This window comes from Luteimonas sp. FCS-9, from assembly GCF_001014645.1.
Lineage (GTDB): Bacteria > Pseudomonadota > Gammaproteobacteria > Xanthomonadales > Xanthomonadaceae > Luteimonas.
On record NZ_LASZ01000009.1, the window covers coordinates 117,966 to 134,785 of the forward strand.

At 72.6% G+C, this 16,820-nt stretch carries 12 protein-coding genes; 9 read left to right on the plus strand and 3 right to left on the minus strand.

Translation table 11 applies throughout. The annotated features are described in order from the left end of the window. Window positions 1-297: 297 nt before the first annotated feature. The 8 genes from WQ56_RS09945 to WQ56_RS09980 all read left to right on the plus strand — a co-directional run bounded on the left by WQ56_RS09945 (window position 298) and on the right by WQ56_RS09980 (window position 12,693). Entirely contained in the window at window positions 298-1,539 is a 1,242-nt protein-coding gene (locus tag WQ56_RS09945) for an MFS transporter (RefSeq protein ID WP_047136945.1), read from the plus strand. 76 nt (window positions 1,540-1,615) lie between these two features. Then, window positions 1,616-2,650, plus strand: coding sequence for an endo-1,4-beta-xylanase (locus tag WQ56_RS09950; protein ID WP_082132330.1), 1,035 nt, complete (start codon window positions 1,616-1,618; stop codon window positions 2,648-2,650). A 98-nt stretch (window positions 2,651-2,748) separates the two neighbouring features. Further along, window positions 2,749-5,637, plus strand: coding sequence for a glycosyl hydrolase 115 family protein (locus WQ56_RS09955; RefSeq protein ID WP_047136946.1), 2,889 nt, complete (start codon window positions 2,749-2,751; stop codon window positions 5,635-5,637). Between the two features lie 97 nt (window positions 5,638-5,734). After that, a complete protein-coding gene (gene uxaC / locus WQ56_RS09960) occupies window positions 5,735-7,159 on the plus strand; it encodes a glucuronate isomerase (RefSeq protein ID WP_047136947.1) in 1,425 nt (474 codons plus the stop codon). 122 nt (window positions 7,160-7,281) lie between these two features. Continuing rightward, entirely contained in the window at window positions 7,282-9,948 is a 2,667-nt protein-coding gene (gene galB, locus WQ56_RS09965; RefSeq protein ID WP_047136991.1) for a beta-galactosidase GalB, read from the plus strand. Window positions 9,949-10,055: 107 nt separating this feature from the next. Continuing rightward, on the plus strand, window positions 10,056-11,258 hold the full coding sequence (locus WQ56_RS09970; RefSeq protein WP_082132324.1) for an endo-1,4-beta-xylanase: 1,203 nt from the start codon (window positions 10,056-10,058) through the stop codon (window positions 11,256-11,258). Window positions 11,259-11,290: 32 nt separating this feature from the next. Further along, window positions 11,291-11,830, plus strand: coding sequence for a YcxB family protein (locus WQ56_RS09975; RefSeq protein WP_047136948.1), 540 nt, complete (start codon window positions 11,291-11,293; stop codon window positions 11,828-11,830). A 122-nt stretch (window positions 11,831-11,952) separates the two neighbouring features. Beyond that, window positions 11,953-12,693, plus strand: a complete 741-nt coding sequence (locus WQ56_RS09980; RefSeq protein ID WP_047136949.1) for an rRNA pseudouridine synthase — start codon at window positions 11,953-11,955, stop codon at window positions 12,691-12,693. 10 nt (window positions 12,694-12,703) lie between these two features. On the opposite strand, the gene WQ56_RS09985 is transcribed toward WQ56_RS09980, so the two are convergent. Further along, window positions 12,704-13,561 (minus strand): PA4780 family RIO1-like protein kinase, encoded by an 858-nt coding sequence (locus WQ56_RS09985; RefSeq protein ID WP_047136950.1) that lies wholly within the window; start codon window positions 13,559-13,561, stop codon window positions 12,704-12,706. A 233-nt stretch (window positions 13,562-13,794) separates the two neighbouring features. On the opposite strand from WQ56_RS09985, the gene WQ56_RS09990 reads away from it, so the two are divergent. Beyond that, on the plus strand, window positions 13,795-14,832 hold the full coding sequence (locus tag WQ56_RS09990; protein ID WP_047136951.1) for an SMP-30/gluconolactonase/LRE family protein: 1,038 nt from the start codon (window positions 13,795-13,797) through the stop codon (window positions 14,830-14,832). Between the two features lie 264 nt (window positions 14,833-15,096). Here the strand turns inward: WQ56_RS09990 and WQ56_RS09995 are convergent, their stop codons facing one another. After that, window positions 15,097-15,738 (minus strand): NAD-dependent dehydratase, encoded by a 642-nt coding sequence (locus WQ56_RS09995; protein WP_197076470.1) that lies wholly within the window; start codon window positions 15,736-15,738, stop codon window positions 15,097-15,099. Beyond that, window positions 15,735-16,391 carry an SDR family oxidoreductase gene (locus WQ56_RS10000; protein WP_047136952.1) on the minus strand — a complete coding sequence of 219 codons (657 nt, stop codon included), beginning with the start codon at window positions 16,389-16,391 and terminating at the stop codon, window positions 15,735-15,737. Before WQ56_RS10000 ends, WQ56_RS09995 begins: the two co-directional genes overlap by 4 nt. Window positions 16,392-16,820: the final 429 nt, after the last annotated feature.

A 16,820-nucleotide genomic window follows, 5' to 3' on the forward strand; every position in this document is an offset into this window, starting at 1 on the left:
GCAAGCGCCATCGAAACCGCGCCGCTGCGACGTTCGAGGCCGGTTTTCCTCCCTTGACTGCCCAAGGCGGGCGGCGTGATGCAGTGCAGAACGCAATCCCGGCGAGGCTGTGTTAATGATAGCGCTACCACGGATTTGCGCCGTGGAGCACGCCTGGAGGGAGGCGATGACAGCGACTCGAGGGGCGCGGCCGCAGCGGTCGCCGGCGATGGTATTCGGCACCCGGACGGAGCCGCCGAGGTGAGCGGCGGCGCTCCTGCGGGGCTCGCCGCGCAGCCGCCGGCGGCGCGGATCGGCATGTACCGGTGGCGGGTGTGCGCGATGCTGCTCGCGGCGACGACCATCAACTACATCGACCGCCAGGTGCTGGGCGTGCTCGCCCCGTTCCTGCAGGACGAGATCGGCTGGAACGAGATCCAGTACGGCTACATCGTCACCGCGTTCCAGGCCGCGTACGCGATCGGACTGCTGTGCGCCGGCGCGATCATCGACCGCTTGGGCACCAAGGCCGGCTATGCGATCGCGATCTGCGTGTGGAGCATCGCGGCGATGAGCCATTCGCTGGCGGCCGGGGTCGTCGGCTTCGTGATCGCCCGCTTCATGCTGGGGCTGGGCGAGGCCGGCAACTTCCCGGCCGCGATCAAGACCGTGGCCGAGTGGTTTCCGCGGCGCGAGCGTGCGTTCGCGACCGGCATCTTCAACTCCGGCTCCAACATCGGCGCGATCGTCGCCCCGCTGCTGGTGCCGGTCATCGCGGTGACCTGGGGCTGGCAGGCCGCGTTCCTGTTCACCGGCGCGCTCAGCGCGACATGGCTGGCGGTCTGGCTGCTGACCTACCGCGCACCGGAGCAACAGCCGGCGCTGTCGGCGGCGGAGCTCGCGCACATCCGCAGCGATCCGCCCGAGCCCACGGCCAAGGTCCCTTGGCGGCGCATCCTCCGCCATCGCCAGGCGTGGGCCTTCGTCGCCGCCAAGTTCATCACCGACCCGATCTGGTGGTTCTTCCTGTTCTGGCTGCCGAAGTTCCTCAACGCCGAGTACGGCCTGACCCTGCTCGCGCTCGGCCTGCCGCTGGTGGCGATCTTCGTGCTCGCCGACGTGGGCAGCATCCTGGGCGGCTGGCTGGCCGGGCGCTTCCTGCGCCTGGGCTGGAGCGTCAACCGCGCGCGCAAGGGCGCGATGCTGGTCTGCGCGCTATGCGTGGTGCCGATCGTGTTCGCCGCGCAGGCCGACAACCTGTGGCTGGCGGTGGCGCTGATCGGCCTGGCGACCGCCGGCCACCAGGGCTGGTCGGCCAACGTGTTCACGCTGACCTCGGACATGTTCCCGCGCCACGCGGTCGCGTCGGTCGTCGGCATCGGCGGGTTCGCCGGCGCGGTCGGCGGCATGATGATCGCGACCTTCACCGGCTGGCTGCTGCAGACCACCGGCAGCTACCTGCCGGTGTTCCTGATGGCGGGTTCGGCCTACCTGCTGGCGCTGCTGGTGGTGCACCTGCTGGCGCCGCGGCTGGAACCGGCCAGGCTCGAATCGCCCTGAGGCGCCGCGCGAGCGCCCTGTCGTCACACGTTCAGACCATCGCGCGCGAGCGCGTTTCCAGAAGGACATGCAGACCATGAAATACGTCCCCGCCTCCCTGCTCGCCGCGCTGGCGCTCGCACTGTCGGCCTGCGGCGACCGCCCGCCCGCCGCGCCCGGATCCGCCGCGGACCCGGCACCCGCACCCGCCTCCACCGCGCTGGCGCACGGCCAGGCCAAATTTCTTGGCGGCGCGCACAGCCCGTCGCAGGCCGAGGGCTTCGTCGACTACTGGAACAAGGTCAGCCCGGAGAACGGCGGCAAGTGGGGCGAGGTCGAGGCCGAGCGCGACGTGATGGTCTGGGACGAGCTCGACGCCGCCTGGCAGGTGGCGAAGGACCACGGCCTGCCGTTCCAGATGCACGTGATGGTCTGGGGCAACCAGCAGCCCGAGTGGATCAAGACGCTGCCGCCGGCCGAACAGCGCGCGGAGATCGAACAGTGGTTCGCGGCAGTCGCCGAACGCTACCCGGGCATCGACTTCGTCGAGGTCGTCAACGAGCCGCTCAACGACCCGCCGTCGAAGGACGACCAGGGCGGCGGCCACTACATCGAGGCGCTCGGCGGGGACGGCGAGAGCGGATGGGACTGGATCCTGGAATCGTTCCGCCTCGCCCGAACGCACTTCCCCGATTCTAAGCTGATGATCAACGAGTACAGCGTCACCAACGATCCCGAGGCGACGCAGCGCTACCTGGAGATCGTGCGGCTGCTGCAGGCAGAAAACCTGGTCGATGCGATCGGCGTACAGGGCCATGCGTTCTCGACCACGACCGAGACATCGATGGACGTGCATCGCGCCAACCTCGACGCGCTCGGCGCGACCGGCCTGCCGGTCTACGTCACCGAGCTCGACATCGACGGTCCCGACGACGACACCCAGCTGCGCGATTACCAGCGCATCTTCCCGGTGTTCTGGGAGCATCCGGCGGTCCACGGCATCACGATGTGGGGCTTCCGCCGCGGCCTGTGGCGCGACGAACAGGGCGCCTACCTGGTCCGCGACGACGGCAGCGAGCGGCCGGCGCTGGACTGGCTGCGCCGCTACGTGGGCGGAGAGGCGCAACCATGAGCTGTGCGGGCGCGCGCGCGACCGGCACCCCGCCCGTAGGAGCGCGCTTGCGCGCGAAGACGCTTTCCCGGCGACCCTCGGGCGTGCGTGAGCGCGCCATGGCTGATCGCGGGGAAAGCGCGATCGCGCGCAAGCGCGCTCCTACGTCGGTGGTGGTGGCGCTGCTGGCGCTGCTGTGCACCCTGCCGCTGCACGCGCGCGACTGCGCGCAGCCGGCCGCGGTCTGCGAGGCAGCGGTGCCCGGCGCGCTGCCGCTGATCGACGACGGTCGCCCGCTGCCGGTGCTCGTCGACGAGGCCGACTTCCCCGGTGTGCTGCGCGCCGCCGGCGACCTGCGCGGCGACCTGGCCGCGGTCGCCGGCGCCGCGCCACGCGAGGCCGCGCCGCGCATGGCGGTCATCGCGGGCACGCTCGGCCGCAGCCCGCGCATCGACCGCATCGTGCGCGAGCGCGGGCTCGACGTGTCCGGCGTCCAGGGCCGCTGGGAGGCCCACCTGCTGCAGGTCGTCGATACCCCCGAGCCGGGCATCGACCATGCGCTGGTGATCGTCGGCGCCGACCGGCGCGGCACGATCTTCGGCCTCTACGAACTCTCGCGCCGCATCGGCGTCTCGCCGTGGACCTGGTGGGCCGACGTGCCGGCGCCGCGCCGGGCCGCGCTGTACGTCGCGCCCGGCCGCTTCGTTGACGCACCGGCGGTGCGCTACCGCGGCCTCTTCATCAACGACGAGGACCCCGCGCTCGGCGGCTGGATGCAGGCGACCTACGGCGGTCCCAACCACAGGTTCTACGAGCGCGTGTTCGAACTCGTGCTGCGCCACAAGGGCAACTTCCTGTGGCCGGCGATGTGGGGCCGGGCGTTCTACGACGACGACCCGCAAAACGCCGCGCTCGCCGACGAGATGGGCGTGGTCATCGGCACCAGCCACCACGAGCCGATGATGCGCGCCCACGTCGAATGGTCGCGCCACGGCGAGGGCCCGTGGGACTACGCGAAGAACGCGGACCGGCTGCAGGCGTTCTGGCGCACCGGCATCGAACGCCTCGACGGCCGAGAGGCCGTGGTCACGCTGGGCATGCGCGGCGACGGCGACGAGCCGATGGCCGAGGGCACCGCGATCTCGCTGCTCGAGGGCATCGTCGCCGACCAGCGACGGATCCTCGCCGACGTCACCGGCCGCCCGCCGCAGGACACGCCGCAGGTCTGGGCGCTGTACAAGGAGGTCCAGGACTACCTCGACGCCGGCATGCGGGTGCCCGACGACGTCACGCTGCTGTTCGCCGACGACAACTGGGGCAACCTGCGCCGGCTGCCCGCACCGGGCGAAAGCCGCGCCGGCGGCACTGGCGTCTACTACCACTTCGACTACGTCGGCGGCCCGCGCAACTACAAGTGGATCAACACCACGCAGATCGAGCGCGTCTGGGAACAGATGCGGCTGGCCTGGGCGCACGGCGTCGACCGGCTGTGGGTGGTCAACGTCGGCGACATCAAGCCGATGGAACTGCCGATCGGCTTCTTCCTCGACCAGGCCTGGAACCCGGACGCGATGACGCGCGAGGCGCTGGCGGCCTATCCCGCCGCCTGGGCCGCGCAGCAGTTCGGCGACGCCCATGCCGCGGAGATCGGCGAGATCCTGACCCGCTACACGCAGTACAACGCGCGCCGCAAGCCCGAACTGCTGTCGGCCGACACCTGGAGCCTGCTGCACCATGGCGAGGCCGAACGCGTGCTGGCCGAATGGGACGCGCTGGTCGAGAAGACCGAACGCGTCGGCGCGGCGCTGCCGGCCTCGCACCGCGATGCCTGGTACCAGTTGATCGCGTACCCGGTGCTGGCCAGCGCCAACCTCAACCGCTTCCATGTGGCGGTCGCGCGCAACCGGCTGTACGCCGACCAGGGGCGCGCCTCGACGAACGCCTGGGCCGATGAAGCGACGCGGCTGTTCGCGCGCGACGCCGAACTGGCGCGCGTCTACGAGCAGGACATCGCCGGCGGCAAGTGGGTGCACATGATGTCGCAGCCGCGCATCGGCTACACCCACTGGCAGATGCCCGACCGCAACGTGCTGCCGGCGCTGGCGCGCATCGATGTGCGCGAGCACGGCACGATGGGCGTGTCCGTCGAGGGCGATGCACGCGGCTGGCCGGTCCCGGCCGAGACCGCGCGCCTGCCGATGCTCGATCCGTACGCCACGCGCGCGCCCGGGCTCGTGGTGTTCAACCGCGGCGCCGCGCCGATCCGCTACACCGCGAACGTGTCCGAGCCCTGGCTGCGGGTGACCCCGGCCGCCGCCGAGGTCGCCGATGCGCAGCCGCTGCGCGTCGAGATCGACTGGGACGCAGTGCCCGCCGGCACGCACGTCGGCTACGTGGACCTGCTCGGCAGCGACCGCACCGAAGTCCGCGTGGTCGTGCCGGTGTCGCGGCCCGCATCGAACGGCCCGGTGGCCGGCTTCGTCGAGAGCGGCGGCGCGGTCGCGATCGAGGCCGGCGACTACGCACGCGCCGTGGCGCCCGACGGCCTGGCCTGGGAGACGATCCCGCACCTGGGCCGCACCCGCGCCGGCGTGACCACGGCGCCGATCACCGCCGCACCCGGCGAGGCCGGCCCCGGCGGCGCCTGGCTCGAATACCCGGTCCACCTGCATGCCGCAGGCGAGGTCGAGGTGCGCGTCGTGCTGTCGCCGACGCTCGACTATGCGCACCGCGGCGGCCAGCGCTTCGCGGTGTCGTTCGGCGATGCCGCGCCGCAGCTGCAGACGATGCGGCTCGATCCCACGCCCGGCCATCCGGACTTCCCGGCTTGGCAGCGCGCGGTCGCCGACAGCGTGCACGTCGCCACGTCGCGCCACCGCGTCGAGGCCGGTGCGCAGACACTCAAGCTCTGGCGCATCGATCCGGGCGTGGTCGTGCAGCGCATCGAGATCGTCCGCGACGGCACGCCGACGACGCTGCTCGGCCCGGCAGCGAGCGTGAAGCGATGAGTCCCCCCGTAGGAGCGCGCTCGCGCGCGAACGGGCTTTCCCGGGAATACCGATCGCGCGCGAGCGCGCTCCTGCACTGGTTCGAAGAAGATTGCCGATGACCACAGACACCGCGCCCCTCACCCTGCATCCCGACCGCCTGTTCTCCCCCGAGCCGACCCAGCGCGCGATCGCGCGGCGGCTGTACGCGGAGATCGCCGGCCTGCCGATCGTCAGCCCGCACGGCCACACCGATCCGGCGTGGTTCGCGACCGACGCGCCGTTCGAGAACGCGACCGAGCTGCTGCTGGTGCCCGACCACTACGTGTTCCGCATGCTCTACAGCCAGGGCGTGGACCTCGACACGCTCGGCATCCCGCGTGCCGACGGTTCGCGCGCCCGGGTCGATCCGCGCGCGGCCTGGCGCGTCTTCGCCGAGCGCTTTCATCTGTTCCGCGGTACGCCGTCGTCGCTGTGGCTCAATCACGTGTTCTTCGAGGTGTTCGGTCTGCGCGTGCGGCTGTCGGCGGCGACTGCCGATCTGTACTACGACACCATCACCGAGGCGCTGGCGACGCCCGCGTTCCGCCCGCGCGCGCTGTTCGAGCGCTTCGGCATCGAGGTCATCGCGACCACCGAATCGCCGCTCGACCCGCTCGACCACCACGCCGCGATCCGCGCCAGCGGCTGGAGCGGCCGCGTGGTCACCGCCTACCGCCCGGACGCGGTGATCGATCCCGAGCACGCGCAGTTTCCCGACGCGCTGGCCCGCTTCGGCGAGCTCACCGGCGAGGACGTGCACGACTGGGACGGCTACCTGCGCGCGCACCGCGCACGTCGCGCATTCTTCGCCGCACACGGTGCGACCTCCATCGACCACGGACACCCGAGTTGCGCGACCGCCGACCTGCCCCCCGGCGAGGCGCGGCGGCTGTTCGACACCGTCGTGCGCGGCGAGGCCACGCCGGCGCAGGCCGAACTGTTCCGCGCGCAGATGCTGACCGAGATGGCGCGCATGAGCCTGGACGACGGCCTGGTCATGCAGATCCATCCAGGCTGCTTCCGCAACCACAACCGCGCCCTGTTCGAGCGCCACGGCCGCGACAAGGGCGCGGACATCCCGCTGCGCACCGAGTACGTGCGCGCGCTCAAGCCGCTGCTCGACGTCGCCGGCAACGCCCCGGACTTCCGCCTGATCCTGTTCACGCTCGACGAGAGCACCTACGCGCGCGAGCTCGCGCCGCTGGCCGGCCACTGGCCCTGCCTGTCGCTCGGCCCGGCCTGGTGGTTCCACGATGCGCCGGAAGGCATGTGGCGCTTCCGCGAGCAGACCCTCAGCAGCGCGGGCTTCTGCAACACCGTCGGCTTCAACGACGACACCCGCGCGTTCCTGTCGATCCCCGCGCGCCACGACGTCGCCCGCCGCGTGGATTGCACGTTCCTCGCCAGGCTGGTGGCCGAGCACCGGCTCGACGAGGACGAGGCCGTCGAGGTCGCGACCGATCTCGCCTACCGCCTGCCCAAGCGGGCGTACCGGCTGTGACGGTGCGCGTAGCGGTGACAGCTCACGTAGGAGCGCGCTGGCGCGCGATGCTTTTTCTCTGGCGTCGGCGGCAAGGCGCATCGCGCGCGAGCGCGCTCCTACGTGGGCTGGTGCTCGTGTGCATGCTGGCGTCGGTGGCCGCCCACGCCGCGCCACGCGGACGCGTGCTGCTCGACACCGGTTGGCGCTTCCATCGCGGCGAGGCGCCCGGCCCCGACCCGCAGCTCGACTACGACGTGCGCCCCGAGCCCGGCGACCACAGCGATGGCCAGGACGCCGACACCCGGCCCACCGAGGCGCGCCGCGTCGACGCCGGCGACCGCCGCGTGCTCAAACCCTGGATCCTGCCCAGCGGCAACGCGCTGATCGCCGATCCCGCGCGCCGCCACGTCCGTCCCGACGGCGATCCCGGCGGCGACCATCCCTTCGTCCAGGCCGGCTTCGACGACCGCGGCTGGCAGGCCGTGACGCTGCCGCACGACTGGGCGATCGCCGGGCCCTTCATCGAAGACGGCCCGCACGGCGGCATGGGCCGGCTGCCGAGCTGGGGCGTGGGCTGGTACCGCCGCACGCTGGAGGTGGACGCCGCCGACCTCGGCCGACGCCACTATCTCGACGTCGACGGCGCGATGGCCTACGCCGCGGTCTGGCTCAACGGCCGCCTCGTCGGCGGCTGGCCCTACGGCTACAACGGCTGGCGGCTGGACCTGAGCCCGTACCTCGTCGAAGGCCGCAACCAGCTCGCGATCCGGCTCGACAACCCGCCCGATTCCGCGCGCTGGTATCCCGGCGGCGGGCTCTATCGCAACGTCTGGCTGACCCGCACCGCGCCGGTGCACGTCGGCCACTGGGGCACGGTCGTCACCACGCCCGAGGTCTCGGCCGAACGCGCCGTCGTCGCGCTCGAGGTCGCTGTCGACAACACCGGCGACACGGCCGCCGACATCGAGGTCCGCACCGCGCTGCACGCGCTCGGCGACGACGGGCGCCCCGAGGCCACGGCGGCCGCACGGATCGACCCGACCCGGCTGCGCATCGCGCCCGGCGCCAGCGCCACCGCGCGCGGTCGCGTCGCGGTTGCTCGCCCGCGTCTGTGGGGCCCGCCGCCGACGCAGGCGCCGCACCGCTACGTCGCGATCACCACGCTGCACCGCGACGGCGAGACGATCGACCGCGTCGAGACCGCGTTCGGCATCCGGGACCTGCGCTTCGCGCCCGACGGCCTGCACGTGAACGGCGAGCGCATCGTCGTGCGCGGGCTCAACAACCACCACGACCTCGGCGCGCTCGGCGCGGCGTTCAACCGCCGCGCCGCGCAGCGCCAGCTCGAGATCCTGCGCGACATGGGCGCCAACGCGATCCGCATGGCGCACAACCCGCCCGATCCGCAGCTGCTTGAGTTGACCGACCGCATGGGCCTGCTGGTCGTCGACGAGATCTTCGACAGCTGGGCGCGCAAGAAGACCCCGCTCGATTTCCACCTCGTCTTCCCCGACTGGCACGAGCCCGACCTGCGCGCGATGCTGCGCCGCGACCGCAACCATCCTTCGATCGTGATGTGGGGCGTCGGCAACGAGGTCGGCGAGCAGTACACCGGCGAAGACGGTGCGGCGATCGCCCGGCGCCTGCGCGCGATCGTCGCCGAGCAGGATCCGACCCGCCCGGCGGCGGCGTCGATGAACTGGGCCAAGCCCGACGCGCCGTTCGCCGCGGTGTTCGACGTGATCCACCTCAACTACCAGGGCGAGGGGATCCGCCAGTCGCCCGAGTTCGACGGCACCGACCGCATCCGCACGCCGCCGCAGTACCCGGCCTTCCGCGCCGCGTTCCCCGACCGCCCGATCTTCAGCAGCGAGACCGCCTCGGCGCTGAGCAGCCGCGGCGTCTACCTGTTCCCGGTCTCGCCCGCGGCCAGCGGCCCGGTGCGCGAGGGCCGCGGCGGCGACGCCGCGCGCCGCCAGGTCAGCGCCTACGAACTGCACGCCGCCGACTTCGGGTCCAGCGCCGACCACGTGTTCGCGCAGCTCGACCGCCATCCGTACGTGGCCGGCGAGTTCGTCTGGACCGGCTTCGACTATCTCGGCGAGCCGACGCCGTACTACGACGCGCGCAGTTCGTATTCGGGCATCGTCGACCTGGCCGGCTTCCCGAAGGACCGCTACTGGCTTTACCGCTCGCGCTGGCGCCCCGAGCTGCCGACGGTCCACGTGCTGCCGCACTGGACCTGGCCCGGCCGCGAGGGCCAGGTCACGCCGGTGCACGTGTTCACGTCGGGCGACGAGGCCGAGCTGTTCGTCGACGGCGTCTCGCAGGGGCGCAAGCGCAAGGGCGCGTTCGAGTACCGGCTGCGCTGGGACGACGTGGTCTACCGCCCCGGCGAACTGCGCGTGCAGGCCTACAAGGCCGGCCGCCCCTGGGCCGAGACCCGCGTGCGCACCGCCGGCGCCGCCGCCGCGCTCGACGCCGTGCCCGACCGCGGGCGCATCGCCGCCGACGGCCGCGATCTCGCCTTCGTCGCCGTGCAGGTCCGCGACGCCGCCGGCGAGCCCGTGCCCGAGGCCGCCGACCGCATCCGCTTCCGCGTCGAAGGCGCCGCCGAACTCGTCGCGACCGACAACGGCGACCCGACCGACATGACCCCGTTCCCCTCGGCCGAACGCCGCGCCTTCAGCGGCAAGGCGCTGGCGATCGTCCGCGCCCTGCCGGGCCAGCACGGCGCCATCGTCGTCCACGCCGACGCCGACGGCCTGCAGCCGGCACGCGTCGTCGTGCGCGCCGAGGCCCTTTGATCTCCCTTCCCCCGCTCGCGGGGGAAGGTGCCCAAAGGGCGGATGGGGGGCGTTCCGTCGACGCCGCTCAGCGCTTCGCAAACCGTACATACGAGACGCCAAACCCCATGACCGCATCGACCCGCCACGCCCTGCTCGCCCTCGCGCTCGTCGCATTCACCGGCGCCGCCCACGCCGCCGGACCACACGCGGCGCCCGCCCCCGGCACGCCCGCCGCGCAGCCGGCCGCCGCAGGCAGCCTCAAGGCCGCCTACGCGGGTGCGTTCCGCATCGGCACGGCGGTCAACGACGACATCGCCGCGGGCCGCGATCCGCGCGCGCAGGCGCTGGTGCCGCTGCACTTCGATGCGATCACCGCCGAGAACGTCATGAAGGCCGAGGTCCTGCATCCCGCGCCGGACACCTGGGACTTCGCGGCGGCCGACGCATTCGTCGACTTCGGGCAGCGCCACGGCCAGTTCGTCGTCGGCCACACCCTGGTCTGGCACAACCAGACGCCCGACTGGTTCTTCCGCGACGCCGCCGGCGCCCCGCTCGTCCCCGACGCGATGGCCGCGCGGCTGCGCGACTACGTCGCCACCGTCGCCGGCCGCTACACCGGCCGCGTGCACGCCTGGGATGTCGTCAACGAGATCGTCGGCGAGGACGGCGCGTATCGCGACACCGTCTGGACGCGCGCGCTCGGCGACGGCGACACCGTCGTGCGCGAAGCCTTCGCCGCCGCAGCGCGCGCCGCCCCCGACGCCGAGCTCTACTACAACGACTTCAACACCTGGCGCCCGGCCAAGCGCGCCGGCATCGTGCGCATGGCGAAGATGCTGCAGGACGCCGGCATCCGCATCGACGGCATCGGCATGCAGGCGCACTGGGGCCTCAACTACCCGTCGCTGGAGGACATCGAGGCCTCGATCGACGCCTACGCCGCGCTCGGGGTCAAGGTCATGATCACCGAACTCGACATCGATGTGCTGCCGCTCACGCGCGAGGGCCAGGTGATCGGCACCGGGCTGGCGCATCCGCAGTTCCAGCTCGAGGAATTCGAACGCTACCTCGACCCCTACCCCGACGGCCTGCCCCCCGATGTCGAGCGCCAGCTCGCGCAGCGCTACGCCGAGCTGTTCGCGCTGTTCCACCGCAAGCGCGACGTCATCGACCGCGTCACCGTCTGGGGCGTGCACGACGGCATGTCGTGGAAGAACGACTATCCCGTGCCCAACCGCACCAACTACCCGCTGCTGTTCGACCGCGAGCGCCGCCCCAGGCCCGCGCTGGAGGCGGTGCTGGCGGTGCCGGAGGCCGTCACGCGGTAGCATCGCGCGTCACGTTCTCTCCCCCGCAAGCCATGGACCGCAGCACGACCTTCACGCTCGACGAGCGCGACCACCGCCGCGGTGCGCGCGTCCACCTGCTGCGGGCGATGCGCGACCGGCGCACGCGCCTGCGCCTGACGCTGCTGTGGCTTGCCGCGACGCTCGTCGCGACCGCATTCCTGGTGCTCCGGGACGTGCCGTGGCCTGAGGTCCTCGGCCACCTGCCATGGCTCGCGCTCGGCGTGGCGGCGGCGGTCCTCGGTTTCGCGTTCGGGCTGCCGCTGGTGCTCACGCCGCTCGTCGTGCGGCAGCGCTTCCGGCGCGAGGCGCTGCTGCGCGAGCCGGTCGTCGCGCAATGGGACGAGGCCGCCTACCGCGCGCGCCAGGGCGGCGTCGAAAGCCAGGTGGCATGGCGCACCTACGTGGCCTGCCAGGAAAGCCGGGACCTGTTCGTGTTCTTTCTCTCCGACTACAACTTCCAACTGGTTCCCAAGCGTGCGCTCGACGCCGCGCAGGTCGACGACCTCCGGACGCTGATGGCGGCACGCTGGGCCGGCGATGTCGGCCATTGATCGGCGTGCCTAGCCGGATCGCGCGCGGGTGCGGGCCCGACGACGACGACGCATCTCGCGGCGACGACCGGCCCGCATCGTGCCGGCCGCTACACTGCCCGCCCCCCGTCCCGATTCCCGCCATGTCCGATCCCGTCCGTCTCGCCCATCGCGTCGCCGAGCTGTTCGCCCTGTCGCGCAACGAGGCCGAACAGGTCATCCGCAACGGCTGGGTGTCGGTGGACGGCGTCGTGGTCGAGGCGCCGCAGCATCGCGTGACCGACGAGCACGTGGAACTCGACCCGGCAGCGCGCACCGACGAGGCGGTCGAACCGGCGACGCTGCTGCTGCACAAGCCGGCCGGCGTCGATGCGATCGACGGCCCGCGGCCGGCCGTCGCGCTGGCGACGCCCGACACGCGCTGGGCCGACGATCCCAGCGGCGTGCGCCTGCTGCAACGCCACTTCCACCGGCTGACGCCGCTGGTGCCGCTCGACACCGAGGCCAGCGGCCTGATGGTGCTGAGCCAGGATGGCCGCGTCTGGCGCCGGCTGACCGAGGACGCCGACCAGATCGAGCACGAGTACATCGTCGAGGTCGCCGGCACGCTCGGGCCTTACGGCCTGGGCCAGCTCGCGCACGGCATCCGGATTGACGGTCGCATACTGCCGCCGTGCAAGGTCAGCTGGCAGAACGAGACCCGGCTGCGCTTCGCGATCAAGGGTGCGCGCGACGGCCAGTTGCGCGCGATGTGCGCGCAGGTCGGACTGGAGGTGGTGTCGATCCGCCGCCTGCGCATCGGCCGCATCGCGCTGGGCAAGGGCCCGGACGGGGCGATGCCGCCCGGCGCCTGGCGCTACCTGCCGGTCGGCGAGAAGTTCTGAAGCCGCGGCCCTAGTCGTCCGCGTCCGCCGCCTCGCGCCCCTGCTGGCGGATCAGCGCTTCCTGCCGCGCGTCCTCGATCGCATCGCGCACGCCGTCGACGTCGACCGCGCCGGCGTCGGGCGTGAAGCGACCGGTAAGTTCGGTGTCGGGCTGTAGCGCGCCGGCCTCGAACAGCGCCCACATCTCCTCGCCGTACCAGGTGTCGAGCAGCTCCGGCGCCGAGCGTCCCAGGTACGCGGTGAGGTTGTTGACGTCGCGCAGCAGCATCGTGCGCGCGGCGTTGTTGCCCGATGCGCTGACCACCTGCGGGAAGTCGATCACCACCGGGCCCTGCGCGTCGACGAGCACGTTGTATGGCGACAGGTCACCGTGGATCAGGCCGCAGCACAACATCCGCACGACCTCGCGCACCAGCGCCCGGTGGTAGTCGCGCGCCTGCGCCGGCTCGGGCGCGACCTCGCCCAGCCGCGGGGCCGAGAAGCCGTCCGCATCGGTCACCAGCTCCATCACCAGCACGCCGTGCACGTAGCCGAACGGCTCGGGCACGCGCACGCCCGCTTCGCGCAACTGGTACAGCGCGTCGACCTCGGTGTTCTTCCAGGCGGTCTCCTGCTGCTTGCGCCCGTACTTGCTGGCCTTGCCGATCGCGCGCGCCTCGCGGCTGCCGCGCACCTTGCGGCCCTCCTGGTACTGCACGCGCTGCTGGAAGCTGCGCTGCGCCATGTCCTTGTAGACCTTCGCGCAGCGCACCTCGTCGCCGCTGCGCACGACGTACACCGCCGCTTCCTTGCCGCTCTTGAGCGGACGCACGACGGCGTCGATCACGCCGTCGTCGATCAGTGCCTGCAGGCCTTGTGGCGTCTTCACGCGTTCCCTGTGCGGTGGTCGGCGCGGCGGGGGCCGGCCACGAGCGGGGAAGCTTCGCATGTCCGTCCGGGGGCCGCCATCGCACGGTGGCGGGCGGGCATGGCAGTGAGCGCGTCCCACGCCTAGCACATGCTTACCGGCGCGGCCCGCGTCGGCGCACGCCAAGCCCGCGATTCGCCAGTGCGCGCCGGACGTTGCATCCTGTCCGCCCCGTCACCGGAGGCCGCATGCCCATGCGATTGCCCGCCCTGTTGCTCGCCCTGCCCCTGCTCGCTGCCTGCGCGAGCCCTGCGGCGCCTGCCGTCGACGCTGCCGACGGTGCGTCGCCGTTCGGCCGGCTCACGCGCTGGGACGCCGGCTTCGATGCGGTCGTCGCGCCCGACGCGCGCATCGAGCGCCTCGCCGACGGGTTCACCTGGTCCGAGGGCCCCGCGTGGATCGCCGACGGCGCCTACCTGCTGTTCACCGACGTGCCCGAGAACCGCATGCACCGCTGGTCCGAGGCCGATGGCGTCTCGGTCTTCCTCGACCCCTCCGGCTACGATGGTCCCGACACCGACGCCCTGCGCGAGGCCGGCGCGAACGGCCTGCTCGCCGAGCCCGGCGGCACGCTGCTGCTGGCCGACTCGGGCAGCCGGCTGGTCGCGCGCCTGGACCTGGCGACCCGCCGCAAGACCACGCTCGTCGACCGCTTCGACGGCAAGCGCCTCAACAGCCCCAACGACCTCGCCCGCCGCAGCGACGGCAGCGTGTTCTTCACCGATCCGCCGTACGGCCTGTCGGGCATGAACGATTCGCCAGCGAAGGAACTCGACTTCAATGGCGTCTACCGCATCGCACCCGACGGCGGCCTGCACCTGCTCGATGCCACCGTGCCCTTCCCCAACGGCATCGCGCTGTCGCCCGACGAGCGCACGCTCTACGTCGCCAGTTCCGACCCCGAGGCGCCGGTCTGGTACGCCTACGCGCTGGACGCCGACGGCGCGGTCTCGGGACGTCGCGTGTTCGCAGACGCCAGCGACCTGATGGCCGACGATGCGCCGGGCCTGCCCGACGGCATGACGGTCGCCGCCGACGGCACCGTGTTCGCCACCGGACCCGGCGGCGTGCTGGTGTTCGCCCCCGACGGCACGCGCCTGGGCCGCATCGAGACCGGCGGCGCGATCTCCAACTGCACCTTCGGCGACGACGGCCGCACCCTGTACATGACCGCCGACGGCGTCCTCGCCCGCGTGCGCGTGCAGACACCCGGCCTCGGGTTCGCACCCTGACGGATGCCGCTTCTGCCGCTCGCGGCCTCATCCCGTAGGAGCGCGCTTGCGCGCGATGCCCTTTCCTTTCGACGCGATGACGCCTCACGGAGCTTCGCGCGCGAGCGCGCTCCTGCGAAAACGTCGTCCGGGTCCGCATCGTCCGCTTTCCCGTGTAGGAGCGCGCTTGCGCGCGATGCCTTTTCGCTCCGACGCGATGACGCATCACGGATGCTTCGCGCGCGAGCGCGCGCCTACGGGAGGGCGGCATGCGCCCGGGCGCGATCAGATGAGCCGTTCCGAGCCCACGACGTGCGTGCCCGGCACCGCGGCGACCGCGGCGTCCAGCAGCGCCGCGGCGATGCGCGTGGCCGGGTTGATCCGCCAGCGCGGCGGCAGCAGCGGGCCGAGCGCGCCGAGCACGACGCCGGCCGAGCGCTCGCCCAGCCGGAACGCATCGCGGTCGCCGCCGATCAGGCCCGGGCGCACATACGTCAGCGATGCGAAGCCCACCGCCGCCAGGTCGCGTTCCAGTTCGCCCTTGACCCGGTTGTAGAACACCCGCGACGCCGCGTCCGCGCCCAGCGCCGAGTTCAGTGCGAACGCCCGCGCACCGTGCGCATGTACGCGGCGTGCGACGTCGAGCGGATAGTCGTGGTCCACGCGGCGGAACGCGGCCTGCGAGCCGGCGACGCGGATCGTCGTGCCGAGCGTGCAGATCGCCGCATCGACGCGCCACCAGTCGGCGTCGTCCGGCAGCCGGTCGAAGTCCACCTGCGGCGATTGCAGCTTCGGATGCGCGGGCAGTGCGCGGCGCACCGGCGCGGCGACCGTCGCCACGCGCGGATCGGCCAGCGCCTGCGCCAGCACGTGGCGCCCGACCAGCCCGGTCGCGCCGACCAGCAGCAGGCGCACGCCCGCGCTCATCGCGCCAGCGCCTGCAGCGCCGCGCCGACCGGGGTCTCGCCCGTGGTCAGCTCGACGATGACCTGGCGCACCGCCGGACGCTCGACCAGTTCGACCAGCGCCGCCGCGACGTCGTCGCGCGGCACCTCGCCGTACGGGATCGCCAGCCCTGCGCGCACGCGGCCGGTGCCCGGCGCGTCGGTCAGCGTGCCGGGCCGCAGGATCGCCCAGTCCAGGCCGGACGCGGCCAGGTGCACATCGGCGCGCTTCTTGGCCGCCATGTAGTGCTCGAACGTGTCGGAGACGTGGCGGCCACGCGCGGCCTCCGGGAATGCCGATACCAGCAGGAAATGCCGGACGCCTGCCTGCTCCGCCGCGGCGACGGCCAGTTCGAGCCCGCGGCCGTCGATCGCATCGATCCGTTCGGGTCCGCCCTTGCCGCCGGCGCCGGCGGTGAACACCACGACGTCGCTGTCGGCCACCAACGCGGCGAGGCCGTCGGCATCGAGTCGAGTCAGGTCGCCGGCGACCGGCGTCGCGCCGAGTGCCTCCAGTTCCGCCGCCTGCGCGGAATCGCGGTGCAGCGCACGCGCGACGTGCCCGCGGTCGGCGAGCCGCTGCGCGAGCCGGCGCCCGACCTGGCCGGCGCCGCCGACGATGAAGACCGTGGCCATGCGCGTTCCTCCTGCGTGGATCAGCCCGCATCGTGCCACGCGCCGGGCGGTCGCGCCGTGGCGCACGCCGAAAGACGCCGCGCCCACGCTGGGGCCCGGACGTCCCGGAGCGGGCGTCGGCACGGGCGCTGGCGCCCGCCGGGCTCGGCGTCTCGGTCGTGCCTGCGGTGATGCCCCGGTTCGCGCTGGGCGTGTCGCCTACCGCGCCATCGCCGGCACGCACCCGATCGCCCGCCGCACGCTGGCCCATCCCCGCGATCGCGACGCCGCGTCGGTCGTGAACCTCGTCGCGCTCGCGGCGCGCATGATCACCGACCGCCTCGCAACTTCGGCGCATACACGATCCCATTCACCCTCGCGACGCCGACACGAACGCGATCCCGGGTCTCCTCGCGATGCCCATGCACACGCCTGCCCCGTAGGTGCGCG

Coding starts and splice junctions, on each gene's coding strand:
- WQ56_RS09980 (WP_047136949.1), top strand. CDS start 11,953: ATGTCCGATCCCGTCCGTCTCGCCCATCGCGTCGCCGAGCTGTTCGCC.
- WQ56_RS09975 (WP_047136948.1), top strand. CDS start 11,291: ATGGACCGCAGCACGACCTTCACGCTCGACGAGCGCGACCACCGCCGC.
- WQ56_RS10000 (WP_047136952.1), bottom strand. CDS start 16,391: ATGGCCACGGTCTTCATCGTCGGCGGCGCCGGCCAGGTCGGGCGCCGG.
- galB (WP_047136991.1), top strand. CDS start 7,282: ATGCTGGCGTCGGTGGCCGCCCACGCCGCGCCACGCGGACGCGTGCTG.
- WQ56_RS09950 (WP_082132330.1), top strand. CDS start 1,616: ATGAAATACGTCCCCGCCTCCCTGCTCGCCGCGCTGGCGCTCGCACTG.
- WQ56_RS09970 (WP_082132324.1), top strand. CDS start 10,056: ATGACCGCATCGACCCGCCACGCCCTGCTCGCCCTCGCGCTCGTCGCA.
- uxaC (WP_047136947.1), top strand. CDS start 5,735: ATGACCACAGACACCGCGCCCCTCACCCTGCATCCCGACCGCCTGTTC.
- WQ56_RS09990 (WP_047136951.1), top strand. CDS start 13,795: ATGCGATTGCCCGCCCTGTTGCTCGCCCTGCCCCTGCTCGCTGCCTGC.
- WQ56_RS09955 (WP_047136946.1), top strand. CDS start 2,749: ATGGCTGATCGCGGGGAAAGCGCGATCGCGCGCAAGCGCGCTCCTACG.
- WQ56_RS09995 (WP_197076470.1), bottom strand. CDS start 15,738: ATGAGCGCGGGCGTGCGCCTGCTGCTGGTCGGCGCGACCGGGCTGGTC.
- WQ56_RS09945 (WP_047136945.1), top strand. CDS start 298: ATGTACCGGTGGCGGGTGTGCGCGATGCTGCTCGCGGCGACGACCATC.